Raw genomic sequence first — 26,161 nt, 5'->3', positions numbered from 1 at the left:
GGCAATTGGCTGCAAGCTCCGATCGGGGGTAGGCCGCTGGCGGCGGGTGGCCCCTTCCGCGAATGTCCCCCGCCCTGAAACCAAACCGATCTCAGCCCCGGGCCGGAATCGTCAACCCCTTCGCCACAGCAGGCCGTGCGACGAACGCCGCCAGCACGCGCGCCACATTCGGAAAGTCCTGGAAGCCGACCAGTTCACCGGCCTCGTAGAAACCGATGAGGTTGCGCACCCATGGAAAGGTGGCGATGTCGGCGATGGTGTATTCGTCTCCCATGATCCACTGGCGGCCCACCAGCCGGCCATCGAGCACCCCGAGCAGGCGCTTCGACTCGGCCACGTAGCGATCGCGCGGGCGCTTGTCTTCATAGTCCTTGCCGGCGAACTTGTTGAAGAAGCCGAGCTGCCCGAACATCGGGCCGATGCCGCCCATCTGCCACATGAGCCACTGGATGGTTTCGTAGCGGCCTGCGGCATCCTTCGGAACGAACTTGCCGGTCTTGTCGGCCAGGTACAGCAGGATCGCGCCGGACTCGAACAGCCCCAGCGGCTTTCCGCCCGGCCCGTCCGGATCAACGATGGCCGGGATCTTGTTGTTCGGGTTGAGCGACAGGAAGGCCGACGACATCTGGTCGTGGCTGCCGAAGTCGACCAGGTGCGGTTCGTAGGGAAGGCCGGTTTCCTCCAGCAGGATCGACACCTTCACGCCATTGGGCGTGGGCAACGAGTAGAGCTGCAGGCGATCGGGGTGTTGCGCGGGCCATTTGGCCGTGATGGGGAAGGAGGAGAGGTCGGTCATGGGCCTCTTTATACGGTGGTTGCAATGGCCTTGCCCCGGCGCCCCGCACGTCAGCGTTGCGGACGGATCCGGTACAGCGCGTTGTTGCGGTCGGCGCTCATGTAGATGGTGCCGTCGCTGCCGACCGCCACGCCGGTCGGCACGTAGGGCGGCGGCATGCCGGGGCCGCCGGGCAGGCCGATCGGCAGGTTCTCGGCCACCGTGCGGCGGCTGCCGTCGGCGGGGTTGATCTCGACCAGGCGCCTCGCCGCGCTCTCGGCCACGACGAAGCTGCCCCAGGGCGTCTGCGCCAGGCCCTCCGGCAGTGCCAGGCCTTCGGCGATGGCGCGCAGCGGTGCACTCGCATCGAGCGGAATCCGCAGCAGCTTGCCGGCCGCCTCGGTCACGTAGAGCGCGCCATCGCGGCCCAGCACCATCTGCACCGGGCCAGCCAGGCCGGTGGCGATCACGCGCTTGTCGCCGAACTTGGGGCCGCTCGCCTGCGTGATGCTGCCGGTGGCGATCTCTGCATAGATCACGCTGCCGTCGGCCATCGGGATCGCGTCGAAAGGCGCCTTCAGGCCATGGATCGTTTCCACCGTCTTCAGCGTCTTCCGGTCTACCAGCTGCACAGTGCCGGTGAACCACGAGGTCAGCGCAAAGCGCGTGGCCGACAGGCCGACAGAAAAGGGGTAGTCGAGATCGGGGTCGCGCTGCATGCGGAACACGTCGCGCACGGCGCCCGTGCGCGCATCGACCTGGCGGAAGCCGAAGATGTCGGCCACCCAGAGGTCGTTGCCGTCGATCTTCAGGCCCGCCGGCACCGCGAGCTTGCCGCTGGTGAGCGTGCGCAGCGTGCCGGTCGGGGGATCGAAGGCGTCGATCTGGTTGTTGGCCATGTTCGACACGTAGATCGTTCCGTCGGGCGCGATCGCGAGGTTGTCGATCGAGGGCGTGAGCTGCTTCGCCACGGTCTTGCGACCGGTCGCCAGGTCGACCCGCACCAGCTCGCCGCTGCGCGTGTCGACCACCCACAGGTTGCCCTTGCCGTCGAGGTTGGCGGCGGCGGGGATCTTGAAGCCGTCGGCAATCACCGTGAGGTTGCCGTCAGCCGGGTTGATCTTCACCACCTGGCCCTTGAACCACAGTGGGCCGTAGAGCATGCCGTCGGGCCCGACCTCGAAACCGTTGAAGCCGCCCATGTCCTTCTTGATCAGGCGCGGCGGCTGCTGGCCCGCGCGGTCGATCTCCCAGAGTGCATCGCCCAGGAACACCTGCGACGCATAGAGCTTGCCGTTGCGGCGGTCGAAGTCGACCGAGTTGAGGCCGGGCAGATCCTTGGCGAGCACGCGCAGCGGTGCGCTGTCGTTCTCGCGGTAGCGCAGCATGCCCATCAGGTAGTTGGTCCAGGCGAGTTCGCCCTTGGGCCCGACCGCGATGTCGTCGGCCTGCCCCTCGGGGCCTTCGACCAGCACGCGCGCGGCACCGCTCTGGCGGTTGACTTCCCACAGCGTGTTGCCGACCACCGAGCCGGCCAGCAGGCGGCCGCTCTGGTCGACCGCCAGCCCGTGGACGCCGTTGAAGGCTGAGGGCGCGACCAGCGCCTCGGGCGCGGCCCAGCCTGCAGGCCGGGTGGCGGGCGCCTGGGGCGCGGTGAGGGTGGTGCAGGCGCCGAGCGCGACGGCGGCTGCGAGCAGGGCGCTCTTGATGAAGATTGCGTGCATGTCTGTCTCCTTCTTTTTGAGGGGGTCGCCGGCGCAGTCTAAGAGCGCCGGCCCACGGCACGGTCACGCGCGGGACACCGCGCCCCGGTGCGGCGCGCTCAGGTCCGGAACCGTTTGCGCGTGAGCGCCAGCGCCACCCAGAACGCCACCACCGCATACACCACCAGCACCACCGCGTGGCGCACCCAGTCGGTCGGCCATTGATCCATGAACAGCGGCCGCACCAAGGCCACCGCGTTGGCCAGCGGCAACCAGGCGGCCACGGCGCGCACCACGCCGGGCAACTGTTCGAGCGGAAAGAACACTCCGCTCAAAAACATCATCGGCGTCATGAAGAGCGTGAAGTAGTAGGTGAAGAAATCGTAGCCCTTGGCCAGCGCGTTGAAGATCAGCGCGATCGACGAAAACGTGATGCCGGAGCCGACCAGCACGGCCCAGGCCACCACCAGTTTCGGACTGTGGCTGATGCCAAGCGCCAGCATCACGAACAGGATCGCCGTCACGGTGAAGATGGCCTTGAACGCGGCCCACAGCATCTCGGCCAGCACCACGTCGTCGAGGCCGACCGGCGCGTTCATGATGCCGTCCCAGGTCTTCTGCACATGCATGCGCGAGAAGGCGGAATACAGCGCCTCGAAACTCGCCGCGTTCATCGCGCTCATGCAGATCGAGCCGCTCGCCAGGAACAGGATGTAGGGCACCTTGGTGCCGCTCACCTCGACTTGCCCGACCAGCGCGCCCATGCCGTAGCCGAAGGCCACGAGCCAGATCAGCGGCTCGGCGATGTTGCCGATCAGGCTCGGGATCGCGAGCTTGCGCCACACCAGCAGGTTGCGCAGGAACACCGGCCACCAGCGCATGGAAAGTGATGGTGGCCGCCAGATTGACGGTGTTGTGGAAGTCATTTCATTCGGGGAATACCGCGGAACGGGCTTTGCCCGGCCGCTGGTATTGCCCCCGGAAGGGGGTTGGCGAAGCGACACGAAGTGCGCGCAGACTGGGGGCGAGCCATATTCCTAGCCGTCTTCACGAATCTGCCTCCCGGTGAGTTTGAGGAACAGGTCTTCCAGGTTGGCCGGGCGGTGGAAGGTGCGCAGGCCCGGGTGCGATGTCAACGCCTGCAGCAGCCCGCGCGCATCCTGCGTGTAGAAGAACACGGTCTCGCCGCTCACTTCGACGCGTGCGGCCAGTGCCTTCAGCTCGGGCCGCTCGGCCAGGGCGAGCGCGCCGTTGCCGTAGACCTCGACCACGTCGGGTTCGAGGTGCTGCGCGATCAGGTCGCGCGGCTTGCCTTCGGCGATCTTGCGGCCGTGGTCGAGCACGATGAGGCGCGAGCACAGCCGTTCGGCCTCGTCCATGAAGTGCGTGGTCAGCAGGATCGACTTGCCCTGTTGCAGCAGCAGCTGCAGGCGCTCCCACATCAGGTGGCGCGCCTGCGGATCGAGGCCGGTGGTGGGTTCGTCGAGCAGCAGCAGCTTGGGGTCGTTCACCAGCGCGCGCGCCAGCGACAACCGGCGCCGCATGCCGCCCGACAGCTCGCCCGGCTTGGCATCGGCCTTGTGCGAGAGCGCGGCGAACTCCAGCAGCTTCGGCACCCGCGGCAGGATCTGCGACTTGGAAAAACCGAAGTAGCGGCCGTACACCACGAGGTTCTCGGCGCAGCTGAAATCGGGGTCGAGCGTGTCGAACTGCGTCACCACGCCGAGCTGCGCCTTGATGGCCAGCGCATCGCGCGGCATCTGGAGCTCCTGCGCGCCGCCGTTGCGGTAGGCGATCCGGCCCGCATCGGGCATCGTCAGGCCGAGGCACATGCGGATGGTGGTGGTCTTGCCGGCACCGTTCGGGCCGATCACGCCCAGGCACTCGCCAGGCACGATCTCGAACGACAGGTCGTCGACCACGGTGGTGTCGCCGTAGCGCTTGCTGAGATTCGATGCGTGGAAGAGCGAGGGGGAGGTCACCGGGGCATTGTCATTCACGCGGGCCGGCGGCTCTCACAGTGCGAACCCGCTGAACTCCTGCTTCATCCAGTCGACGAAGGCGCGGGTGCGCGCCGGCATCAGGCGCGCATGCGGGTAGATCACGCTCACCGGCCGCGAGGGCGATTCGAAGTCGGGCAGCACGATCTGCAGCCGGCCCTGTGCAATGTGCGGCAGCACCTGGTACGAGAAGAAGCGGCCATAGCCCATGCCGGCCGCGCAGGCCTCGATGGCGGGCGCGATGTGGTTGAAGGCGAGGCGGCCGTCGACCGGCACGGTATGCACCCGGGTGCCCTCATGGAAGGTCCATTGCGACGGCCCGTCGACGCGCCCGCGCACACAGGGCGCATGCGCCAGGTCGCGCGGATGGCGCGGCTCGCCGTTGCGGCGCAGAAAGTCCGGGCTCGCCACCACCAGGCTGCGGATAGTGCCCAGTTGCTGCGCCACCATCGACGAGTCGTCCAGCGGGCTGATGCGGATGCCCACGTCGACGCCTTCCTCCAGCAGATCGACCTTGCGGTCGTGCAGCAGCACGGTGCAGCGCACCTTGTCGTGGCGCTGCATGAAGCGCGTGATGGCCGGCGCCACGTACATGTGGCCGAACAGCACCGGCGCGGTGATGGTGAGCTGGCCTGCGAGTTCGCGCGATTCGGCCTTGAGCGCGAAATCGGCTGCATCGGCCGCGGCCAGCACGTCGCGCGCGCTCTGCAGATAGTGACGGCCTTCCTCGGTCAGCGCATTGCGGCGCGTGGTGCGGTGGAACAGCCGTACGCCCAGGTGCGCCTCGAGCGCGGCGAGCGAGCGCACCACGGCGGGCAGGGAGCTGTCGAGCGCGCGGGCCGCACCGGTGAGGCTGCCCTGGTCGGCGATCTGCACGAAGGTCTGCATGGCTTTGAGGCGATCCATGGGCGGATTAAACCGGAAATCGCAGCAGTCCTGTGCGTTCTGCATGATTCCTCCAGAGGGCGAAAGAAAGAAGAATGGGTCCATCACTTCACCGAGAGCCCACGATGACCCCCACTCGACCCATCCGCCTCTACGGCTTTGCGCTTTCCGGCCACTCGCACCGGGTCGCGCTGTTCCTGTCGCTGCTCGGCCTGCCGTTCGAGACGATCGAGATCGACCTGACCCAAGGTGTCCAGCGCACGCCCGAATTCCTGCAGCGCAACGCCTTCGGCCAGGTGCCGGTGATCGAGGACGGCGACGTCACGCTGGCCGACTCGAACGCGATCCTGGTGTACCTCAACGAACGCTATGCGCCCGACCCGGCGCGCTGGCTGCCGCGCGATCCGGTTGGCGCCGCGCGAGTGCAGCGCTGGCTCTCGGCCGCTGCCGGCCCGCTCGCAGGCGGCCCCGCGGCGGCGCGCGTGGTGCAGCTGTTCGGCCGGAAGGCCGACCCCGCCGAGCTGATCGCGCGCTCGCACAACCTGCTGAAGGTGATGGAAACCGAACTCGCCGCCACCGGCTACCTGGCCGGCCCGGCCGCGACGCTGGCCGACATTGCCAACTACAGCTACGTGGCCCATGCACCCGAGGGCAGGGTGTCGCTCGACGACTACCCGCGGCTGCGCGGCTGGCTGGCGCGTATCGAGGCGCTGCCCGGTTTCGTGCCGATGCCGCGCTCGGCGATCGGACTGGTGGCCGCATGACCGCCGCTGCGGCGGCGTTCCATGAGGGCGAGCAGCGCATGCAGGCGCGCGCCGGCGTGCGCGATCGGCTGGCGGAGATCGGGCCGCGCGTGATCCGGGTGCACATGCCGGATCAGCACCGCAGCTTCTTCGGACAGCTGCCCTTTCTCGTGCTGGGCCTGGTCGACGCGCAGGGCCAGCCCTGGGCTTCTGTGCTGGCGGCGGCGCCGGGGTTCGTGCAGTCACCCGACGACACACGGCTCGATATCGCGGCGCTGCCGTTCGCGCCCGATCCGGTGCAGGCCGGGCTGGTGCCTGGCGCAGCCGTCGGCCTGCTCGGCATCGAGCCGCACACGCGCCGCCGCAACCGGGCCAACGGCGTGGTCGGGCGCGTCGATGCAGCGGGCTTCTCGGTGCACGTGACGCAGAGTTTCGGCAATTGCCCCAAGTACATCCAGCCGCGCAAGGCCGAGTTCGCGCCGCGGGCGCGGCCAGCGGCAGCGCTGATGGAGCGCTCGGACGCGCTCGATGCCGAGGCGATGCGCTTCATCGCGCAGGCCGACACGTTCTTCATCGCGACCGCACACCCCGCTTCGGTTGCGCAGGACAAGGTGCGCGCGCAGGGTGTCGATGTGTCGCACCGTGGCGGCCCGGCCGGCTTCGTGCGTGTGAACGACGCGCACTCGCTCACCGTGCCCGACTTCATTGGCAACTTCTTCTTCAACACGCTCGGCAACCTGCTGCTGAACCCGCGCGCCGGGCTGGTCTTCATCGATCCGGTGCGCGGCGACCTGCTGTACCTCGCGGTCGAGGTGCGGATCGAAGAGGACAGTGCAGCGCTGGCTGCCTCCGAGGGTGCGCAGCGCCTGCTGCAGATGCGGGTGACGCAGATGCAGCGTCTTCGCGGCGCGCTGCCGTTGCGCTGGCGCTAGCCGAAGCGGGGCATGCGGCCGTTGACCGACGCGTGATAGCCCCAGCCGATGCGCGCGATGGCCGTCGTGTCGAGCCCCTGTTCGTCCAGCACCTGCAGGCCCGCAGCCGCCAGCACCAGCGCCAGTGCCTGGCCCGGACAGCCATGCGGGCCATGCCCGAAGCCCAGCGTGCGCCGCTCGGCCCGGTCGAGCCGGAACGCGTCGGGCGTGGGGTTCAGTGCGGCATCGCGGTTCGCGGCGGCCAGCACCAGCAGGATTGCGTCGCCCGCTTGCAGATCGACGCCGGCCACGTTGCATGCCTCGGCCGCAAAACGGCGCGTGTTCTGCACCGACGCATCGTGCCGTGCGGCCTCTTGCGCCAGCAGCGCGAAGCCGTCCGGGCGCGCACGCACTGCATCCTGCAGACCGGGTTCGCGCGCCAGCGCCACCACGCCCTGGCCGATCAGCCCGGCCGTGCCGTCGCAGGTTTGCGAGAACAGGCCGACCAGGTTGGCCAGCAGCGTGTCGGCGTCGGTCTCGCCGCTGGCACGGGCTTGCGCATGCACGGCCGAAAGCAGGCTGTCGGGGGGCGCGCGCCCGGGTGCCAGCAGCGCGCCGAAGCGTGCGCGCAATGCCGACGCCGCGGCACTGGCCGCATCGAGCTGTGCGGCTGTGGACAACGGTGACAGGCAGGCGACGAAGGCGCGCACTTCCATCACGATGCCCGCCTGGTCTTCGTCCGCGAAGCCGAGCAGCTGCGCCAGCGCGCACAGGGGCATGGCGAACATCTGCTCGTTGAGCGGTATCGATGGCAGCCGTCGAGCCACCCGCAGCGCGTCGGCGTGTGCCGCCTGAAGGTCGAGCCCGGCCAGTGCGCGTTGCAGCACCGGCCGGTGCAACGCATGCAGCGGCCCGTCGTTCATGCGCACCAGGCGCGCGAAAATCTCGCCGGCCGGTGCACCTGCGATGGCGCGCGGCACCGGTTCGGCCGGCGGCCGCACGCGCAAGGCCGGGTGCGCGAGCACTTGCGCGACCACGTCGGCGCGGCTCGCCACCCACAGCTTCAGCGCGGGATGGAACGCGAGCGGCGGGCCGGCACGCAGGCTGGCGTAGTAGGGATAAGGGTCGGCATGCGTGACGGCGGCGACCGGGTCGGGCGGGATGTCTGCGGGGTTCATGGCGCGATTCTGCAGCTTCCGGACATTGCACACTTCGTCTACCATCGAAGCATGGATGCTGAACCGCAGGACGAAACCGAGCACCACCTGGCCCGCATCGCCGCGGCCATCGCCGAGCCGGCGCGCGCGCGCATGCTGTGCTGCCTGATGGACGGCCACGCCCGCACCGCGACCGAGCTGGCCGCCGTCGGCGGCGTGGCCGCTTCGACCGCCAGCGTGCACCTGGCGCGGCTGCGCGATCAGAAGCTGGTCGAGTCGGTGGCGCAGGGCAAGCACCGCTACTTCCGTCTGGGCGGCAGCGATGTCGCGGCCGCGCTCGAAGGCCTGCTGGTGGTTGCCGGCGCAGGGCGCAGCGCGTTTCGCCCGAGCACGCCGAACCGGCTGCGTGCCGCCCGCACCTGCTACGACCACATGGCCGGCGCGGCCGGCGTCGCGTTGCACGACCAGTTGCATGCGCAGGGCTGGCTCAGCGGGTTGGCGAGCGGCTCTTACGAACTCACGGCCGAGGGCGCGTTCGCGCTCGAGAGCCTGGGGCTCGATGTCGCCGCGGCGCGCGCCATGCGCCGCCGCTTCGCCTGCCCGTGCCTGGACTGGAGCGAGCGCCGGCCGCACCTGGGCGGCGCGCTCGGCGCGGCCTGCCTGCAGTTGGCGCTGCGCCGCGGCTGGGCCCGGCAGGCGCTCGACGGCCGGGCGCTCAGCCTCACGCCGAAGGCACAGCGCGAAATGCCGGAGCTGTTCGGCCTGGCCTGAAACCAGGCCGAAGTGTGCCCGTACACTGCCCGGCAGCGCCCGCGAGGGCATTGCGAGGTTCGTGATGAAGGTTCTTGTTCTCGGCAGTGGCGTGATCGGCGTGACGGCGGCCTACCAGCTTGCAGTGGCGGGCCACGAGGTCACGGTGGTCGACCGGCAGCCGGCGGCCGCGCTGGAAACCAGCTATGGCAACGCGGGCGAAGTCTCGCCGGGCTATTCGGCGCCCTGGGCCGGCCCCGGCGTGCCGATCAAGGCGATCAAGTGGCTGCTGATGCAGCACCGGCCGCTGGTGGTGCGCCCGCATCTCGACCTGGGCATGGTGCGCTGGGGTTTGTCGATGCTGCGCAACTGCACCGCGGCCCGCTACGAAATCAACAAGGGCCGCATGGTGCGTCTCGCCGAGTACAGCCGCGATTGCCTGAAAGAGCTGCGCGCGCAAACCGGCATCGAGTACGACCAGCGTATGCAGGGCACGCTGCAGCTCTTTCGCACCCAGGCCCAGTTCGACGGCACCGCGGCCGACATCGCCATCCTGAAGCGCTACGGCGTCGGCTTCGAGCTGCTCGACCGCGACGGCTGCATCCGCCACGAACCCGCGCTCGCGGCCGTGCGTGACAAGTTCGTCGGCGGCCTGCTGTTGCCGGGCGATGAAACCGGCGACTGCTTCAAGTTCACCCAGCGCCTGGCCGCCATGGCGGTGCGGCAGGGCGTGCAGTTCCGCTACGGCACGCGCATCCAGCGGCTCAAGCTCGCCGGCCAGCAGATCGACGGCGTGGTCACCGATGCCGGCACGCTCAAGGCCGACGCCTACCTTGTCGCGCTCGGCAGCTATTCGCCGTTGCTGCTCGAGCCGATCGGCATCCGCATTCCGGTCTACCCGGTCAAGGGCTACTCGATCACCGTGCCCATCACCGATGCCGTGGGCGCACCTGAATCGACCGTGATGGACGAATCGCACAAGGTTGCTGTCACCCGCCTGGGCGACCGCATCCGCGTCGGCGGCACGGCCGAGCTGGCCGGCTACACCCTGAAGCTGCACGATGCGCGCCGCCACACGCTGGAGCACGTGGTGACCGACCTGTTCCCGCGCGGCGGCGATGTCAAGCGCGCCGAGTTCTGGTGCGGCCTGCGCCCGATGACGCCCGACGGCACGCCCGTGGTCGGCGGCACGCGGCTGCCCAACCTGTACCTCGCCACCGGCCACGGCACGCTCGGCTGGACGATGGCTGCCGGCACCGGCCGCGTGATGGCCGACGTGATCTCGGGCCGCAAGCCTGGCATCGACCTCAAGGGTCTGACGGTCGATCGCTACCCGGGGGCTTACCGATGAGCGCGATCCGCAAGGCACTGGTGGTGCTGGGCGCTGCACTGCTCGCGGCCTGCGCCGCGCCGCAGATGACGCCCGAACTGGTGAGCCAGCTCGCCTACGAATCGCTCGGCCCCGAAATGCAGATGGGCGACCAGATGCTGACCGTGTGGGTGCCGGCTGCACCCAAGCCGGCCGACGGCACGGCGCCGTTGTCGCCCGAGGCGACGGTCGCGCTCGCCGCGGCCTCGTCGCCGATGGTGACCGACCTGGCTCAGGTGATGGCGCGCGGATCGCGCGAGCCGCTCAACCTGGCCGTCGGCGGCCCGGACAGCGCGCTCACCGCCCAGGTGCTGATCCGCGCCCTGCGCGTGGTGCCGGTCGAGGTGCCGTACCTGCGCATCGCCTTCATCGGCCAGCGCGCCGACCTGCCCGGGCTCGCGGCTGCGGCGCAACAGCGGCGGGCCACGCTGCATTTCGAGCCGGCGCCGAAGTAGGGTCAGCGCCGGCGCAACGGCGCCAGCAGCCCCTTCAGCCCGTTGTGGTCGATCTCGTGCATCAGCTGCAGCAGGCGGCCGATTTCGCCCTTGGGGAAGCCCTCGCGCGCGAACCAGCCGAGGTAGTTGGCAGGCAGGTCGGCGATCACGGTGCCCTTGTGCTTGCCGAAGGGCATCGGCATCGAGACGAGCTTGTCGAGGTCTTCGGGATTCATCGCGTGCTCAGCCTCCCGCGCGCTTGACGGTCATGCCCTGCTTCTGCAGCGCCGCGATCACGGTGTCGCGGTGGTCGCCCTGGATTTCGATCACGTCGTCTTTCGTCGTGCCGCCCGATCCGCAGCTCGCCTTGAGCTGCTTGCCGAGCAGCGCGAGCGCCGCCGGATCGAGCGCCACGCCTTTGACCACGGTCACGCCCTTGCCTTTGCGGCCCTTGGTTTCCAGCGACACCCGCACAATGCCGTCAGTCGCGGGCGCGGCAGTCTTGTTCAGTTTGCAGGTGCAGGCCGCCACCGGCTGGCCGCAATCAGGGCAGACTCTGCCGGTTTCGGTGGAATACACCAGGCGGCTGCCGTCGCCCCATTTCTTCATCGTCATCATTGCCCTTCATGCCATTTCCATCGCTCGGCCTCGCGCCGGCCCTCGCACTCGCCGCCACCGACGCCGGTTACCTCGCGCCGACCGCCATTCAACTGGCCGCCGTGCCCGCCGTGCTGCGCGGACAGGACGTGCTGGGCCTGGCGCAAACCGGCTCGGGCAAGACCGCCGCATTTTCGCTGCCGCTGCTGCAGCGCTGGGCAGAGGCGCCGCGGCACCGGTCGCGCCGCGCGGTGCACACGCTGGTGCTGGTGCCCACGCGCGAACTCGCCGCGCAGGTCGGCGAAACGCTGCGAATCCTGGCGCAGCACCTGAACGAGCGGCCCAAGATCGTGGTGCTGTTCGGCGGCGTCTCGGTCAACCCGCAGATGATGGCCTTGCGCGGCGGTGCCGACATCGTGGTCGCCACGCCGGGCCGGCTGCTCGACCTGCTCGACCACAACGCGCTGAAGATCGGCGACGTGGCCGCGCTGGTGCTCGACGAAGCCGACCGCCTGCTCGACCTCGGCTTTGCCGAAGAGCTGGGCCGCATCCTCGCGTTGCTGCCGGCGCAGCGGCAGAACCTGTTCTTCTCGGCCACCTTCGTGCCGGCGGTCGAGGCGCTGGCCGCGCAGCTGCTGCGCGATCCGCTGCGCATCGAAGTCGAATCCACCGATGCCACCGAGCCCGACATCGCCCAGCGCGCCATCGAGGTCGACGCCAGCCGGCGCACGCAGTTGCTGCGCCACCTGGTGCAGGAGCAGAAGTGGACGCGCGTGCTGGCCTTCGTCGCCACCAAGCACGCGGCCGAGATCGTGGCCGACAAGCTGCGCAAGGCCGGCATCGAGGCCGAGCCTTTCCACGGCCTGCTGAGCCAGGGCAAGCGCACCCAGGTGGTGGCCGACTTCAAGGCCAGCCGCGTGCAGGTGGTGGTGGCGACTGACCTGGCAGCGCGCGGCATCGACATCGCGCAACTGCCCGTGGTGGTGAACTACGACCTGCCGCGCTCCGCCACCGACTACGTGCACCGCATCGGCCGCACCGGCCGCGCCGGCGAGAGCGGGCTGGCCGTGAGCTTCATTCCGGCCGAGAGCGAGGCGCACTTCCGTCTGATCGAAAAGCGCCAGGGCCTGAGCGTGCCGCGCGAACGCATCGCGGGCTTCGAGCCCGTCGAAGTGGCCGTGGCGCCACAGGCGATCGAATCGCCCGCCAACGGCGGCATCAAGGGCAAGCGCCCGAGCAAGAAAGACAAGCTGCGCGCTGCGGCCGCCAACAAACAGCCGTGATGCCGCTGCGCTGGCTCGACTTCGACTACAGCGAAGGCACCGACGACACCGGCGTGTTCGACGCCATGGCGTCGGTCGCACCGCAGCATGCGGCTGCGGTGGAGGCTGAGATTGCGCAGGTGCTGGCTTGGGCTGAAGCGACCTTTCCCGGAGGACGCGGGCCGGTGGAAGAGGGGGGTGAGTGGGACAGTGATCTGCAGGTGGTGGAGGAAAACGATGGCACGCCGCGCCAGACCTTCAGCCTTGCGATCGGCGGGTCGACCGCTTTCTGCGAAGCATTTCGCATGCAGTTCGGCGAGGCGATCTCTTAAGGAAAAAGACTCGCGGCGTCCGTGGGGTCGTGGACGGTTTCGATCGCCTCTCAAGTTGGCTTTTCGGGGCTGCCTCCGAAGAGGGGATGAAGACACGCATGGCCGCGCCCCAATCCAGACCTGTACACTTCCACCCCATGTCGTGCAATTTCCTCCCCATCGCATCCTGCGCCGCCCGCAGCAGCCGCTTGGCGCTGCCCGCGTTCGCATGTGCGACGAAGAAGAGTGCACGAATGATTACCACCATTACCGCCGCGGCCACCTGAGCACGCGCAGGTGGCCGCTCCGGCAGCCACCTGGTGTACTCCTCGGTTCCTCCTCCGAATGAATGAGACCCAGCTCTGGCAGCTGGGTTTTTTGTTTGTTCATCCGGAGTTGTTCATGTACCGCGATCCCGTCCCCGCATTTCATCAACCTCATCACAGCCGGCCTTCGGCGATCCGTCCGCTGCGTGTCGGCATGATCGGCATCGGCACGGTGGGCGAGGGCACCTTCCGCGTGCTGGCCCGCAACCAGATGGAGATTTCCGGGCGGGCCGGGCGGTCGATCGAGTTGAAGGTGGTCGCCGCCCGCAACCTCACCCGGGCCGCCGGCATCGTGGGCGAATCGATCGAGTTGACGGGCGACCCGATGCACGTCGCCGCCCATCCCGATGTCGACGTGGTGGTGGAAGTGGCCGGCGGCACCGGGCCGGCGCGCGACTGGGTGCTTGCTGCCATTGCGCACGGCAAGCACGTGGTAACGGCCAACAAGGCATTGCTGGCGGTGCACGGCACCGAGATCTTCGACGCCGCGCGGCGGCATGACGTGATCGTGGCGTACGAGGGCGCCGTGGCCGTGAGCATTCCCATCATCAAGGCGCTGCGCGAGGGGCTCTCGGCCAACCGCATCGCGTCGGTGGTGGGCGTCGTCAACGGAACCACCAACTTCATCCTGAGCAAGATGCGCGACGAGGGCCTGGATTTCGGCAGCGCGCTCGCGCAGGCGCAGACACTGGGCTACGCCGAGGCCGACCCCACGTTCGATATCGAGGGCATCGACGCTGCGCACAAGATGGCGCTGCTGGCCGCCAATGCGTTCGGCACGCCGGTGCAGTTTGCCGCCGTGAACGTACAGGGCATCTCTGCCGTGCAGCGGCTCGACATGCTGTGCGCTGAACAGCTCGGCTATCGCATCAAGCTGCTGGGTGTGGCGCGTCGCGCGGCGCAAGGCGTCGAGCTCGGGGTGCAGCCCGCCTTGATCCCCGCCACGCACCTGATGGCGCACGTGAACGGATCGATGAACGCGATCCTGGTCAACAGCGATGCGGCCGGCGTGACGATGTACTACGGCGCGGGAGCCGGCTCGGAGCAGACGGCTTCGGCGGTGATCGCCGACCTCATCGACGTGGCACGGCTGGCCGGTACTTCGGCCGCGCAACGGGTTCCCCACCTGGGCTTTCATGCGGATGCGATGAGCGCGCTGCCGGCGCTGCCCCATGCCGCGGTGCGTGCCGCCCGCTACGTGCGGGTGCCGGTGCGCGATCCGGCGCAAATGGCGCCGCTGAGCGCATGGCTCGCGCAGCAGGGGCTGCCCGTGCGGCAGATGACGCTCGCATCACTGCCGCTTGAAGCAGGCCCGCAGCTGCTGGTGCTGACCGATCCGGTCGTCCAGGCCGACTTCGATCGGATCCTGCATGCGCTGGCAACGCACGCGGGCGTCTCGGCGGCGCCGACAGCGTTGCGGGTGGAGCCACTGGCAGGCTGAAACGCCTGCGCAGCGTCGGCTGCTACTGGAACGCCACTTCCGCAAAGCTCCTGAGCTTGCGGCTGTGGAGCCGGCTCGAGCCTTCGCTGCGCAGGATGTCGATCGCCGCCATGCCGATGCGCAGGTGCTGCTCGACGCGCTCGCGGTAGAAATGGTTGGCCATGCCGGGCAGCTTGATCTCACCGTGCAGCGGCTTGTCGCTCACGCACAGCAGCGTGCCGTAGGGCACCCGAAAGCGGAAGCCGTTGGCCGCGATGGTCGCGCTCTCCATATCGAGCGCGACCGCGCGGCTCTGGCTGAAGCGGCGCTGCGGCGTGTTGTTCGGCAGCAGCTCCCAGTTGCGGTTGTCGGTGCTGGCCACGGTGCCGGTGCGCATGATGGTCTTGAGCTCGGGCCCCTGGAAGCCGGTGACGTCGGCCACGGCTTTTTCAAGTGCGAGCTGGATCTCCGACAGCGCCGGAATCGGCACCCACAGCGGCAGCTCTTCGTCGAGCACATGGTCTTCGCGCACGTAGGCATGGGCCAGCACGTAGTCGCCGAGCTGCTGGCTCGGGCGCAGGCCGGCGCAGTGGCCCAGCATCATCCATGCGTGCGGGCGCAGCACGGCGATGTGGTCGGTGATGGTCTTGGCATTGGCTGGGCCGACGCCGATGTTCACCATCGTGATGCCGCTGTGGTCTTCCCGCACCAGGTGGTAGGCCGGCATCTGCGGCAGCCGCGGCGGCGGCGTGCCCTGGCTGCCGTCGAGCAGCGTGCTGAAGAAGCCGGCCTTGCCGGGGGGCAGCCCGCGCCGGCGCGTGACCACGTTGCCGGGCTCGATGAACGCGATGTACTCGCTGTTCTCGTCCATCATGGCCTCGTGGCCGAGCCGCACGAACTCGTCGATGTAGAACTGGTAGTTGGTGAACAGCACGAAATTCTGGAACCACTCGGGCGCGGTGCCGGTGTAGTGGCGCAGCCGGTGCAGCGAGTAGTCGACCCGCGCCGCGGTGAACAGCGCCAGCGGCTGCATCTCGCCCGGACGGGCTTCGTGCGTGCCGTTGGCAATGCCGTCGTCCATGGCGTGCAGATCGGGCAGGTCGAACACGTCGCGCATCAGTGCGCGGCGGTCGGCGCTCATCGTGCCTTCGATGTGGTCGTTCTCGGCAAACGAGAAGTGGATCGGAATCGGCTGGCTGCTGGTGCCGACTTCGAGTTCGATCTGGTGGTTTTCGAGCAGCAGCCGGAACTGCTCGGCGTAGTAGCGGCTGAACAGGTCGGGCCGCGTCAGCGTGGTTTCGTAGCGGCCCGGCCCGGCCACGAAGCCATAGCTCAGGCCGGCGTTGGCCGGCACCGTTTGCCGCGACACGGTGTGCGTGTGCACGCGCACGAACGGGTAGCAGGCCCGCATGCGGCCCGGCAGCGACTCGCCGGCCACGAAGCGCAGCATCGCGTCGCGCAGGTGCGCCAGGCCTTCGTCGTAGATGGTGCGCACCCGGTCGAGTGCTTCGGCTGCATTGGTGTAGTTGGCAGGCGGGGCGAAAGGAGGCATGTAGGGCATGGTGGATTGTGCCGTTCAGCGCGAGGTGGCCACCCGCATGGTCACGAACTCCTCGGCCGCGGTCGGATGGATGCCGATGGTGCTGTCGAACACGGCCTTGGTCGCGCCGGCGCGCATGGCCACCGCAAAGCCCTGCACGATCTCGCCGGCATCGGCGCCGACCATGTGGATGCCGACCACGCGGTCGGTCTTGGTCTCGACCACCAGCTTCATGAAGGTGCGCTCGCTGCGGCCCGACAGCGTGTGGCGCAGCGCCTTGAACTCGCTCGAGAAGATGGTGATGTCGCCGAACTTCTGCCGCGCCCCGGCTTCGGTATAGCCGCAGGTGCCGACGCCGGGATGGGTGAACACGGCCGTCGGCACGAACTCGTAGTCGACCTTGCGGCGCCGTGCGGGCTGCTTCGGGTCGGGGAACAGTGCGTCGACCACCACCATCGCTTCGGCCAGCGCCACCGGCGTCAGCTGCATCCGGGTCGACACATCGCCGACTGCATGGATCGACGGCACCGAGCTGCGGTAGTGCGCGTCGACCACGATCGCGCCCTTGTCGTCGAGCGCCACGCCCGCGTTCTCGAGGCCCAGGCCCTGCGTGTTGGCCACGCGGCCGGTGGCGAACAGCACGGCATCGGCCTGCAGGTGGGTGCCGCGTTCGAGCATGACGTCGAGCCCGTCGGCGCCGCGCCGGATCGACGCGATCTCGGTATTGAAACGGATGTCGACGCCGGCCTTCTGCATCTCGACCGCCAGGAACTGGCGCACGTCTTCGTCGAACTCGCTGAGGATGTGCGACTTGCGCTGCAGCTGCGTGACCTTCGCGCCGAGCCCGTTGAAGATCGAGGCGAACTCGCAGGCGATGTAGCCACCGCCGACCACCAGCAGCCGCCGGGGGAAGGGCTCCAGGTCGAATATTGCGTCCGACACCAGCCCATGCTCGCGGCCGACGAACTCGGGCACGAAGGGCATGCCGCCGGTTGCCACGATGATGTGCCTGGCGCGGTGCCGCTGGCCGTCGATGTCGACCGTGTGCGGGTCGACCAGCGCCGCCCAGCCTTGCAACGTGGTCACGCCGGGCCCATCTAGCAGCGCACGGTAGGCGCCGTTGAGCCGCTTGATTTCCTTGGCGCGCTGGGTCTTGAGGTGCTGCCAGTCGAAGCGTGGCTCGCCGAGTTGCCAGCCGTAGCCGGCCGCCTCCTCGAACGCCTCGGCATAGCCGGCTGCGTAGCTGTAGAGCTTCTTGGGGATGCAGCCGACGTTGACGCAGGTGCCGCCCAGCTCGGCCACCTCGGCCAGCGCCACGCGGGCACCCCGCGCAGCGGCCATGCGCGCGGCGCGCACGCCGCCGCTGCCGCCGCCGATCACGAACAGGTCGAAGTCAAAAGTGGGCATCGGGGAAACCTCCGCTGCCGACTTTAGCCGGCCTGCGGAGTGTCCGAGCCCCGATGCTCAGGGGCGGTCGACCGGCGGCCCGCCATTGCCGAGCGAGCGGCGAGGCTGCGGCGCGCCAGGGTCTTGCGGCGTGGCGCGCTGCTGTTGCTGCTGCTGGGCGCGCTGTTGCAACTGCTGTTGTTGTTGCTGGGCCTGCATTTGCTGGGCTTGTTGCTGTTGGCGCATGGCCTGTTGTTGTTGCTGCTGCGCCTGCTGAATCGCCTGGGCCTGCGCGGCGCGTTGCTGTTGAAGCTGCTGCTGCTCCAGGTGCATTTGCTGCTGCGCTTGCGCTTGCGCCTGGGCCTGCGCCGCGCGTTGCTGCATGGCTTGCTGTTGCAACTGCATCTGTTGCTGCTGCTGTGCCTGCGCGGCCCGCTGTTGCATCTCCTGCTGCTGGCGCATCGCTTGTTGTTGCTGCTGCATTTGCATTTGCTGCTGTGCCTGACCATGTGCCGCGCGCTGCTGCATGTCCTGTTGTTGGCGAAGCGCCTCTTGCTGCTGCAGTTGTTGCATCTGGATCTGCTGCTGCTGCTGCTGCGCACCCGGGAAGCCGCGCTGCGGCAGTTGCTGTTGGGGTTGCGGTTGAAACTCCCGCTGCGCGCGCGGCGACTGCTGTTGCTGGAACGCGGCTTGCGCCTGCTGCCGCTGCTGCCATTGCGAGGGCGGCAGCGCGGTCGCCGGCCGGCCCACGAAGCCCGACGGAGCATTGCCGATGCCCGGCGCGAAGCGAGGCAGCGGAATCGCCGGCGTGTTGGCGACCGCGACACCGCTGAATGCGGCGTCGGGCAAGCGCACTCGGTCGCGCCGGCCGATCGGGCCGCGGCCGAACACGTCGGCCGGCACCACGGTCACGGCCTGCTGCCGCTGGTTGACGTAGCCGCTGTTGCGCAGCGGCGCCTGGTTGAAGAACGCCATGCGGTTGGCCTGCTCCACATAGCGCGAACTGGTGCGGTAGCCCGGCCGCCAGGCTTCGCCCGGTGCCAGCGGAAACCACCCCACGCCGTTGCGACCGCTGCCGATGGCGACCTGCGCGCTGCCGCCCGGCCCACCGCCGATGAAGCCCACCAGCGCCGGCGAGTAGACGGGCCGGCTCTGCTGCCGTCCCGGCACCCAGGCCCAGCGCGGGCCGACCTGCGTCCAGCGGCCGTAATGGAAGGGCGCGAAGCCCCAGGGTGCGTTGTCGACCCAGGTCCAGCCCCACGGCGCGATGTTGGCCCAATGGCCGTCGCTGTAGGGCGCCCAGTCGGCCTCCACGTTGCGCGGGAACCAGACCGGGCCGTAGGTGCTGTCGTTCCGCCAGTCGCCGAAGTTGTCGAGCTGCTGGTAGCCCACCACCTCGCGCGAGACGTAGCGCGCCGACACCGAGGCGTCCTCGGCGCGGTTGCGTTCGGCCACCCAGCGCTCGAAGCCGTCGTTCAGCGCGGGTGGCGCAGCGCCTGTGTTGGCCAGGCCGCGGCCGGTCACGGCAAGCTGCTGGCGGTTCGACACGGGCAGCGACTCGCCGTTTTCGCCGTAGGCCGTGCCCGAGCCGCTGGCCACCATGATGTGCGTCAGGTCGGACTGCGGATCGGCCTGCACGCGGTAGTCGCCGGGCTGCTGGACCACGAAGGCGAGGTTGGCGGTATCGAGTTCGACGCGCTGGCCCGCCAGGTCGTCGCGCACGCGCAACTGCACGCTGCCCTGCTGCACCGTGATGCGCACGGTCTGGTCGTCAAGCTCGGAAAACTCGATGGCGGTGTTGCCGTCGAGCCGCAGCGCGGCGGATCCGACGAACAGCTCGGCGCGCGCGTTGCGGTCAGCCCAGAGCCGGTCGCCGGTGGTCAGGGGGCGGTTCGGCACCGCGTCATACCAGCTGTCGTCGCCGGCCGGCGAGAAGCTCACCGTGCCCTGTTGCGCATTGAGGCGCGCCACGCGGCCGGGCGGATCTTCTTGCGCTACAGCCTGCAGGCCGACGCAGACCAGCGCCAGGCCGACCAGCCAGCGGCCGATGCGGGAAGAAAAGGGGTGTTGGATAGAGCGTGTCATGTTTTGGCTTGTCTCGTCGATGGCGTTCGTGCGTCATCCCTCAACGCGCGAACCCCGCGCCCGGCTGGCAGTCGCCGTGCAAAGTTATGTCAGATTGCATCCGATCGGGTCACCGGATGTAGGCGATCTGCCCGAATGCCGGAGATACAGTCGCGGCCATGACATTTCGCTTCAGTCTCCGGATCGCGCTGCTGGCACTCGGCGCCACCCTCTTGCCGGGGTTGCCGGCGCAGGCGCAACTGGCGCGCAAGCCTTCGTTCTACGACCAGCGCAACGAAGCGCAGTCCGGCCTGGTGGCGCGTGATCCGCTGGCAAACCCGGTACGCCCCGCCCGGGGGGCGGCCTCGCTGCCCGCGCTGCGCAGCCAGGCCGAGTTCGACGCACTGGCCCGTGTCTACGACCCCGGCACGCCGATGCAGCTGGCCCACGTGCTGTTCGTGATCGACCGGCAGGCCGAGCCGGCGCGCATGTACTACCTCGACACGCCGCGTTTCCAGCTGCATGTGCGCTTCGTGCGCGACACCGGGCTGGCGCCTCATGCCGGCAAGCGCGCCATCGACCAGAACTACCTGCGGCCGGATCGGCGCTTTCTGTTTGGCACCTTGAGCTGGCAGCAGAACATCGGCGCCTTCACCTACGAGTTCTGGGAGGGCGACCAGCTCACCGCGCCGCTGCTGAAAGAGGCCGACCGCGTGGTCAAGGCCACGTTCCAGTTCGCGCCGGTCAAACTCAAGACCAACTCCACGCTGCACGAGCGCCGCGCCCGGGAAACCGGCACCGACTTCGTGAGCCAGGAGGCGCTGATCCGCGAGCAGCCCTACCTGCCGCTCAACATCGGCCGTGCGATCGGGCGCGTGCGCATCGTCGAGCAGGCATCCGGCGTCAACGCGCTCACGCCCGACGACATCGCCGTGCTGAAGCAGGTGCCGATCAGCCTCCCGCCGGTGGCCGGCGTGGTGACCGAGCGGCCATCGACCGCGCTGTCTCATGTGAACCTGCTGGCCAAGGGCTGGGGCATTCCGAATGCCTACCTGCGCGATGCGGCCAGCGCACTGCGGCCCTACGAAGGCCGATGGATCGAACTGCAGGTGAACGCCGCAGGCCACACGGTGCGGGTGCTGTCGGCCGACGAGGTCGCGGCCCGGCCACCGCGCAGTGCACCTGCGACACCGCCGCCGACCGTGCTGACCCTGCGGCCCGACCTGCGCGAGCAACGCCTGCTGCCGCTGGCGGCGCTGCGCGCGCGCAGCAGCACGCATTGCGGCGTCAAGGCCGCCAACCTGGGTGCGATGCAGGCAGCGAAGATCCCGATGACCTCGGTGCCCGACGGTTTCTGCATCCCGTTTGCGCAGTACGACCGTTTCATGCGCGACAACGGCCTGGCCGCACGGCTCACGAAGCTTCAGCGGCAGCCGGGCTTCGCGACCGATCCGCAGGCGCGCCAGAAGGCGCTCGCGCAACTGCGCGACGAAATCGTCCAGTGGCCGGTCGATGCCGCCACGTCGGCGGCCTGGCGCGCGCGCTGGCAGTCTCAGCTCGGCGGTGGCGGGGTGTTCGTGCGCAGCTCGTCGAACTCGGAAGACCTGCCGGGCTTCAGCGGCGCCGGCCTCTATACCACTGTGCCGAACGTCAAGACCGGCGACGCGCTCGAGCTCGCGGTCAAGAAGGTCTGGGCTTCGGTGTTCAACCCCGAGGCTTGGGAAGCGCGCGCGGCCGCCGGTTTCGGCGCCGACGCAGTGCTGATGGGCGTCTTCGTGCAAACCGCGATCGATTCGACCAACGCCGGCGTGCTGATCACGCGCGACCCGTTCGACGCCCGGCACTACCACGTGACCTACATCTCCGCCAAACGCGGCATCGGCATCCGCGTGGTCGAGGGCCAGCGCGTGGCCGAGCAGGTGATGTACTCGAGCTGGTCGAAGGCGATCCAGGTGCTGAGCCGCTCCGCCGAGAACACCGCGCTGCAGCTCGACCAGGGCGGCGGCGTGAAGGAAGTGCCGGTCGAGCCCGGCCGCAATGTGCTCACCGACGAACTGGTGCTGAAGCTGGCCGGCGTCGGTGCGGCCGTCAAGCGCGTGTTCAACGGCGTCGACCAGGACATCGAATGGGCCACGGTCGGCGACCGCGTGGTGCTGCTGCAGGCCCGGCCGTATGTGGAGCGCAGCGCGCCGCCACGCTGAAGCGTCAGCGGGCGCGCGGGTGCGCGAGAAAGAAGCGCAGCATTTCCGCACTCGCATCGACACCATTCGGCTCGGTGTAGCTGCCCTGGCTGCTGCCGCCGGACCACGCGTGGCCGGTGCCGTGCAGCAACCAGTGCTCGACCGTGTTGCGGCCTTCGCCGGCCGGGTAGTCGGAGCGCGTGAAGGCGCGGCCGGCGGCCGAGCGGCCTTCGGAGACCTGGCCAACGCTGGTGTCGGTACCCCGCGCCGCGCTCACCACGGCCGCGCCATTGCGCGGGTGCACGGTCGAATCCGCATCGCCGTGGAACACGATCACCGGCGGCATCGCGCCGTCCCTGGCCGGCCGCTGGGCCGCGCCGTTGCGCATCGCACCCAGCGCCGACATCACGTCGGTGGCCGCGCCGGTCGGCAGGCCCGAATGCACGCCGACCGCGGCGAACAGTTCGGGGTAGCAGCGGCCCAGGATGTCGGCCATTGCACCGCCTGCCGACAGGCCGGCAACGTAGACGCGCGCCGGATCGATCGCCTCGCTCGCCATCACGAACTGGGTCAGCGCCGCTAGCAAGGCCGGCTCGCCACGGCCGCGCTGCTGGTGTTGCGGCTTGAACCAGTTCCAGCAGCCCTGCGCGTTGGCATGCTGCGTCTGTGCCGGGTAGAGCACCGCGAAACCCTGGGCGCGCGCCAGATCGTTCATGCGCGTGCCGGCGGCGAAATCGGCCGGATTCTGGGTGCAGCCGTGCAGCATCAGCACGAGCGGCATCGGCGTGGCCGTTGCGCCCGGCGCACGCGGCGGCAGGTAGAGCTTGTAGGCCAGCGTGCGGCCGCCATGGGCAAAGCTGCCGTCGCGCCACTGCTCCGGCCCGGCTTCGCCGGCCTCCGAGGCCTCGGCCGGTTCGACATAGGCGAATTCGGCGTCGGCATCGGCCGGGGTCGTGTCGACCACGCGGACTTCGGCTTCGATCACATCGGCCTCGTGCGCAGCGGGGGTGGCCGCTGGCGCTGGTTGCGCTGGCGGCGCGGGTTGCGGGCGAGCCGTCTGCGGCGTGCCGATGTGCAGCGCACGCTGGATCGCCTCGGTTGCGGCTTGCAGGTTGCCGTTGCGGGTGAGCCGGGTGGCTTCTTTCATCAGGCGTTGGAGAAGGGGGTTCATGGGGGATTTGCTTTCAATGGATTCGGCCGGCCAGCGCGGCCTTGACCGCGGGGCTGGCCTGGAGTGCGCCCAGCACGGTGATGGACTGGATCGTGGCGAGCGCGAGTTCGGGTGGCACATCGGTGGCGATGCTGGCCAGCCCGAGCACGCGGATGTCGAGGGCCTGGCCGGCCGCGCGCGCCGCCTCGAGTTCCGCGACGCCGAAGCTCTGCAGCCCCAGCACAAGCGTTTTTCGGGCCACCACCTGCTTCACAGCGTCGCTGTGCGTGGTGAGCTGGTTGCGGATCGCGGTCCGGATGAAGTCGGTGCGGTTCGAGTAGAAGCCTTCGGCCACGAGCAGGTCGATCTGCCCGAGATCGACGTAGCCGAGGTTGATGGTGATCTTTTCGGCCTCTGGCGGCTTGGCGCGCTGAACGGCAGGAAGGGTGGAGGTTGGCATGTCACCATCCTAACACCATCCAGGTGGATGGTGGTTGGATGGTTTTTTAACCGTAGAGGTATTTCGGCAGCCAGAGCGTGAGGCCGGGCCAGATGTACATGAACACCATGCAGAGGATCACGATCAGCATGTACGGCATCATCCCCGCGAAGATCTGGTTGAGCGTCACGTGCGGCGGCGACACCCCCTTCAGATAGAAGGCCGACATCGCGACCGGCGGCGAAAGGAACGCGGCCTGCAGGTTCACGAACACCAGCACGCCGAACAGCAGCGGGTCGATCTGGAAGTGCGCCAGCAGCGGCAAGAAGATCGGCACGAAGATCACGATGATCTCGGTCCATTCGAGCGGCCAGCCGAGCACGAAGATGAGGGCCTGCGACAGCAGCAGGAACTGCAGCGGCGTCAGGTTCATGCTCAGTACCCATTCCTCGATGATGCGCTGTCCGCCCAGCAGTGCGAACACGGCCGAGAACAGCGCCGAGCCCACGAACAGCCAGCACACCATCGAGGTGGTCTTGAGCGTGAGGAACACCGCCTCCTTGGTCTTCTGGAAGTTGATCGTGCCGGCCTGCCAGGCCATCAGGAAGGCGCCGGCCGCCCCCACCGCGGCCGATTCCGTGGCGGTGGTGATGCCGAACAGGATCACGCCCAGCACCACCAGCGTGAGCGTGGCGAGCGGCATCACCGACGACACCAGCATGCGCAGGATCTCGAACTGCTCCGCGTCCATGCGCCAGTAGTACCAGGCCAGCAGCGCCAGCGTGAACAGGCTGGCGAGCAGGAATCCGGTGTAGAAGGCCTCGGGCACCGCGGCGGTTTTGGGCGCGTCGACGGCTTCGCCGAGCTGTTGCAAGCCGCTCTCTGCAGCCGGGGCCGCCGCCGTCTCGCTGCCAGGCGGTTCTTCGACGCCACCGGGCGGCTCCTGCAGGCCAACGTCCGATCCAGCTTCCTTCGGCGCGTCGTCGGTGGGCGGTTCGGCAAGGCCAGTGCCGCTGCCGGACGAAGAAGATGAGGACGCCTCGGGCAGCGTCGCGGCCGCGCCCGCAGTCTTCTGTGTCGTCTGCTGTTGCTCCGCCACCGGCGCGTTGCTGTCCTTCTGGGAGTAGATCGTCACATACCACCACACCGACCCCAGCGTCGCCGCGGCCAGTGCCAGCGGCACCAGCGCATTCAGCAGACTGCGCAGCAGCATCCACCAGGTGATGCGCACGCCCTCGGCCGCGCCGCGCAGCGCGCGCCCCGGCGCCAGTACCGCCGCGAACAGTGCCGGCAGCATGCGCGGCGAATAGCTGGCCGCGATGTGCGCCACCCAGGGCGAGATCGGCGCGCGCTGCTGCTCGGGCGGGAGCTTGGGCGCGACCTTCGGCTGCAGCACGGCCCAGCCGATCACGTAGATCAGGTACAGAAAGGCGAGAAAGAAGCCCGGGAACATCGCCGCCGCATACAGCTTGACCACCGACTGGCCGGCCACGGCCGCGTACACGATGATCATCACCGAGGGCGGAATCAGGATGCCCAGTGTGCCGCCGGCCGTGATGACGCCGGCCGCCAGCCGGGTGTCGTAGCCGGCATTGAGCATCGGCCGCATCGCGATCACGCCCATCAGCACCACCACGGCACCGACCAGCCCGCTCGCAATGCCCCAGAAGGTGCAGACGATCAGCGTGGTCACCGCGAGCGAGCCGGGCACGCGGCGGAACGCCAGTTGCACGCTGTGGAACATCTTGTCGACCAGCGCGCCGCGCTCCATCACGTAGCCCATCAGCACAAAGAGCGGAATGGACAGCAGCGTCTCGTTGGTCATGGCGCCGAAGGCGCGCTGCACCATCAGGTCGAACACCTTGTTGTCGAGCCAGTGCGCGCTCGGGTCGTAGAAGGCGATGAAGCCAAAGAACATGCCCAGCCCCATGAGCGTGAACGCCGTGGGAAAGCCCAGCATGATCACCACCACGATCAGGCCGAGCATCAGCATGCCGAGTGCCGGCTGGCTCATTGGGAAATCCCCGCGTTGCGTTGCTGGGCCGCCTGTTCGATGTCCTTCGCCTTGCCGATCACCTCGCGCTTGTCGGCTTCATCGACGTAGCTGCTGCCTGCGAGTTGGTCGCCGACCACGTCCATCTCCTGGGCGTCGTTCAGCCGCGGCGTCCACGCGCCCGTCTTCAGGCACAGCACGCAACGCACCATCTCTGCCACGCCCTGGATCAGCAGCACCAGCCCGGCCACCGGGATCACGAACTTGAACGGGTACAGCGGCAGCGGGTCGGCGTTGAAAGTCTGCTCGCGCATGGCGAGCGACTCGTTGAAGTAGGTCCAGCCCGACCAGGTGAGCGCCACCACGCCGGGCAGGAAGAACAGCGCGAACAACGCCAGGTCGAGCGCGGCCTGCGTGCGCGCCTTCATGCTGCCGTAGAAGAAGTCGCCGCGCACGTGGCCAGCCTGGGCCAGCGTGTAGGCGCCACCCATCATGAACAGCGTGCCGTAGAGCATGTTGTTGGCGTCGAAGATCCAGGCGGTCGGCGCGTTGAGCGCGTAGCGCTTGAAGACCTCGCCGCAGACCACCAGCATCAGCACCACGATGAGCCATGCAAAGGTCTTGCCCACGACCATGCTGAACCGGTCGACGGCGTGGAGAAAGCGTTGGACATTCATGTTGTTTTTGGCAAGTCCATTGGTGAAACACCGCGGAACCGGCTCAGCCGGGCCGCAGGTGTTGCCCCCTGGAAGGGGGTAGGAGAAGC

Annotated in this window: 24 protein-coding genes; 9 read left to right on the top strand and 15 right to left on the bottom strand. The window is 68.7% G+C overall.

What is annotated here, in order from left to right; genetic code table 11:
- Positions 1-91: 91 nt before the first annotated feature.
- The 5 genes from QTI05_RS06065 to QTI05_RS06045 form a co-directional block, all read right to left on the bottom strand.
- The gene (locus QTI05_RS06065) at positions 92-796 is read right to left on the bottom strand and encodes a glutathione S-transferase N-terminal domain-containing protein (protein WP_286545371.1); all 705 of its coding nucleotides are present in this window, start codon (positions 794-796) and stop codon (positions 92-94) included.
- 50 nt (positions 797-846) lie between these two features.
- Positions 847-2,499, bottom strand: a complete 1,653-nt coding sequence (locus QTI05_RS06060) for a Vgb family protein (protein WP_286623409.1) — start codon at positions 2,497-2,499, stop codon at positions 847-849.
- 98 nt (positions 2,500-2,597) lie between these two features.
- Positions 2,598-3,359 (bottom strand): ABC transporter permease, encoded by a 762-nt coding sequence (locus tag QTI05_RS06055; protein ID WP_286623407.1) that lies wholly within the window; start codon positions 3,357-3,359, stop codon positions 2,598-2,600.
- A 156-nt stretch (positions 3,360-3,515) separates the two neighbouring features.
- The gene (locus tag QTI05_RS06050; RefSeq protein WP_286657789.1) at positions 3,516-4,460 is read right to left on the bottom strand and encodes an ATP-binding cassette domain-containing protein; all 945 of its coding nucleotides are present in this window, start codon (positions 4,458-4,460) and stop codon (positions 3,516-3,518) included.
- 33 nt (positions 4,461-4,493) lie between these two features.
- Positions 4,494-5,384 carry a LysR family transcriptional regulator gene (locus QTI05_RS06045; protein ID WP_286623403.1) on the bottom strand — a complete coding sequence of 297 codons (891 nt, stop codon included), beginning with the start codon at positions 5,382-5,384 and terminating at the stop codon, positions 4,494-4,496.
- A 104-nt stretch (positions 5,385-5,488) separates the two neighbouring features.
- Here QTI05_RS06045 and QTI05_RS06040 point away from each other — a divergent pair, with 104 nt between their 5' ends.
- Positions 5,489-6,127, top strand: a complete 639-nt coding sequence (locus QTI05_RS06040; protein ID WP_286623401.1) for a glutathione S-transferase family protein — start codon at positions 5,489-5,491, stop codon at positions 6,125-6,127.
- The gene (locus QTI05_RS06035) at positions 6,124-7,038 is read left to right on the top strand and encodes a pyridoxamine 5'-phosphate oxidase family protein (RefSeq protein ID WP_286623400.1); all 915 of its coding nucleotides are present in this window, start codon (positions 6,124-6,126) and stop codon (positions 7,036-7,038) included. Before QTI05_RS06040 ends, QTI05_RS06035 begins: the two co-directional genes overlap by 4 nt.
- Here QTI05_RS06035 and QTI05_RS06030 read toward each other — a convergent pair.
- Entirely contained in the window at positions 7,035-8,195 is a 1,161-nt protein-coding gene (locus QTI05_RS06030) for a cytochrome P450 (protein WP_286623398.1), read from the bottom strand. The two genes, QTI05_RS06035 and QTI05_RS06030, sit on opposite strands and share 4 nt — an antisense overlap.
- 51 nt (positions 8,196-8,246) lie before the next feature.
- On the opposite strand from QTI05_RS06030, the gene QTI05_RS06025 reads away from it, so the two are divergent.
- The 3 genes from QTI05_RS06025 to QTI05_RS06015 all read left to right on the top strand — a co-directional run bounded on the left by QTI05_RS06025 (position 8,247) and on the right by QTI05_RS06015 (position 10,748).
- Positions 8,247-8,945 (top strand): ArsR/SmtB family transcription factor, encoded by a 699-nt coding sequence (locus QTI05_RS06025; RefSeq protein ID WP_286623397.1) that lies wholly within the window; start codon positions 8,247-8,249, stop codon positions 8,943-8,945.
- Between the two features lie 64 nt (positions 8,946-9,009).
- Positions 9,010-10,275 (top strand): D-amino acid dehydrogenase, encoded by a 1,266-nt coding sequence (locus tag QTI05_RS06020; RefSeq protein WP_286623396.1) that lies wholly within the window; start codon positions 9,010-9,012, stop codon positions 10,273-10,275.
- Positions 10,272-10,748: a hypothetical protein gene (locus tag QTI05_RS06015; RefSeq protein ID WP_286623395.1), complete on the top strand. Its 477-nt coding sequence runs from the start codon at positions 10,272-10,274 to the stop codon at positions 10,746-10,748. Before QTI05_RS06020 ends, QTI05_RS06015 begins: the two co-directional genes overlap by 4 nt.
- A 2-nt stretch (positions 10,749-10,750) precedes the next feature.
- Here QTI05_RS06015 and QTI05_RS06010 read toward each other — a convergent pair whose 3' ends face one another.
- Positions 10,751-10,963 (bottom strand): DUF3820 family protein, encoded by a 213-nt coding sequence (locus QTI05_RS06010; RefSeq protein ID WP_286545359.1) that lies wholly within the window; start codon positions 10,961-10,963, stop codon positions 10,751-10,753.
- A 7-nt stretch (positions 10,964-10,970) separates the two neighbouring features.
- Entirely contained in the window at positions 10,971-11,336 is a 366-nt protein-coding gene (locus QTI05_RS06005) for a translation initiation factor Sui1 (RefSeq protein WP_444812889.1), read from the bottom strand.
- 17 nt (positions 11,337-11,353) lie between these two features.
- Between QTI05_RS06005 and QTI05_RS06000 the strand changes: the two genes are divergently transcribed.
- The 3 genes from QTI05_RS06000 (at position 11,354) to QTI05_RS05990 (ending at position 14,664) form a co-directional block, all read left to right on the top strand.
- Entirely contained in the window at positions 11,354-12,607 is a 1,254-nt protein-coding gene (locus QTI05_RS06000; protein ID WP_286623393.1) for a DEAD/DEAH box helicase, read from the top strand.
- The gene (locus QTI05_RS05995; RefSeq protein WP_286623392.1) at positions 12,607-12,918 is read left to right on the top strand and encodes a hypothetical protein; all 312 of its coding nucleotides are present in this window, start codon (positions 12,607-12,609) and stop codon (positions 12,916-12,918) included. The genes QTI05_RS06000 and QTI05_RS05995 overlap by 1 nt, the downstream gene beginning before the upstream one ends.
- Before the next feature lie 381 nt (positions 12,919-13,299).
- A complete protein-coding gene (locus tag QTI05_RS05990; protein ID WP_286624622.1) occupies positions 13,300-14,664 on the top strand; it encodes a homoserine dehydrogenase in 1,365 nt (454 codons plus the stop codon).
- A 22-nt stretch (positions 14,665-14,686) separates the two neighbouring features.
- On the opposite strand, the gene QTI05_RS05985 is transcribed toward QTI05_RS05990, so the two are convergent.
- From QTI05_RS05985 to QTI05_RS05975, 3 genes are read right to left on the bottom strand one after another with little or no spacing between them, the layout of a single operon-like run.
- Positions 14,687-16,204 (bottom strand): AMP nucleosidase, encoded by a 1,518-nt coding sequence (locus QTI05_RS05985; RefSeq protein ID WP_286623390.1) that lies wholly within the window; start codon positions 16,202-16,204, stop codon positions 14,687-14,689.
- Positions 16,205-16,219: 15 nt separating this feature from the next.
- A complete protein-coding gene (gene gorA / locus QTI05_RS05980) occupies positions 16,220-17,590 on the bottom strand; it encodes a glutathione-disulfide reductase (RefSeq protein WP_286623389.1) in 1,371 nt (456 codons plus the stop codon).
- A gap of 57 nt (positions 17,591-17,647) precedes the next feature.
- On the bottom strand, positions 17,648-19,654 hold the full coding sequence (locus QTI05_RS05975) for a DUF6600 domain-containing protein (protein WP_286623387.1): 2,007 nt from the start codon (positions 19,652-19,654) through the stop codon (positions 17,648-17,650).
- Between the two features lie 158 nt (positions 19,655-19,812).
- Between QTI05_RS05975 and QTI05_RS05970 the strand changes: the two genes are divergently transcribed.
- Positions 19,813-21,834 (top strand): PEP/pyruvate-binding domain-containing protein, encoded by a 2,022-nt coding sequence (locus QTI05_RS05970; protein WP_286623385.1) that lies wholly within the window; start codon positions 19,813-19,815, stop codon positions 21,832-21,834.
- A 4-nt stretch (positions 21,835-21,838) separates the two neighbouring features.
- On the opposite strand, the gene QTI05_RS05965 is transcribed toward QTI05_RS05970, so the two are convergent.
- Genes QTI05_RS05965 through QTI05_RS05950 form a run of 4 tightly spaced genes read right to left on the bottom strand, consistent with a single transcriptional unit; the run spans position 21,839 to position 26,072 of the window.
- Positions 21,839-22,984, bottom strand: a complete 1,146-nt coding sequence (locus tag QTI05_RS05965) for an extracellular catalytic domain type 1 short-chain-length polyhydroxyalkanoate depolymerase (RefSeq protein WP_286545350.1) — start codon at positions 22,982-22,984, stop codon at positions 21,839-21,841.
- A gap of 13 nt (positions 22,985-22,997) precedes the next feature.
- Positions 22,998-23,423 carry a ribbon-helix-helix domain-containing protein gene (locus tag QTI05_RS05960; RefSeq protein WP_286623383.1) on the bottom strand — a complete coding sequence of 142 codons (426 nt, stop codon included), beginning with the start codon at positions 23,421-23,423 and terminating at the stop codon, positions 22,998-23,000.
- Positions 23,424-23,469: 46 nt separating this feature from the next.
- Positions 23,470-25,416, bottom strand: coding sequence for a TRAP transporter large permease (locus QTI05_RS05955; protein WP_286623382.1), 1,947 nt, complete (start codon positions 25,414-25,416; stop codon positions 23,470-23,472).
- Complete coding sequence (locus QTI05_RS05950) at positions 25,413-26,072, bottom strand: TRAP transporter small permease subunit (RefSeq protein ID WP_286623381.1); 660 nt, start codon at positions 26,070-26,072, stop codon at positions 25,413-25,415. The genes QTI05_RS05955 and QTI05_RS05950 overlap by 4 nt, the downstream gene beginning before the upstream one ends.
- Between the last annotated feature and the right edge of the window lie 89 nt (positions 26,073-26,161).

Origin of the sequence: Variovorax fucosicus, from assembly GCF_030316825.1 — a bacterium.
Taxonomy (GTDB): Bacteria; Pseudomonadota; Gammaproteobacteria; order Burkholderiales; family Burkholderiaceae_C; genus Variovorax; species Variovorax fucosicus.
Note: the sequence above shows the minus strand (reverse complement) of the source record. Positions and strands in the feature narration are given on the sequence as shown.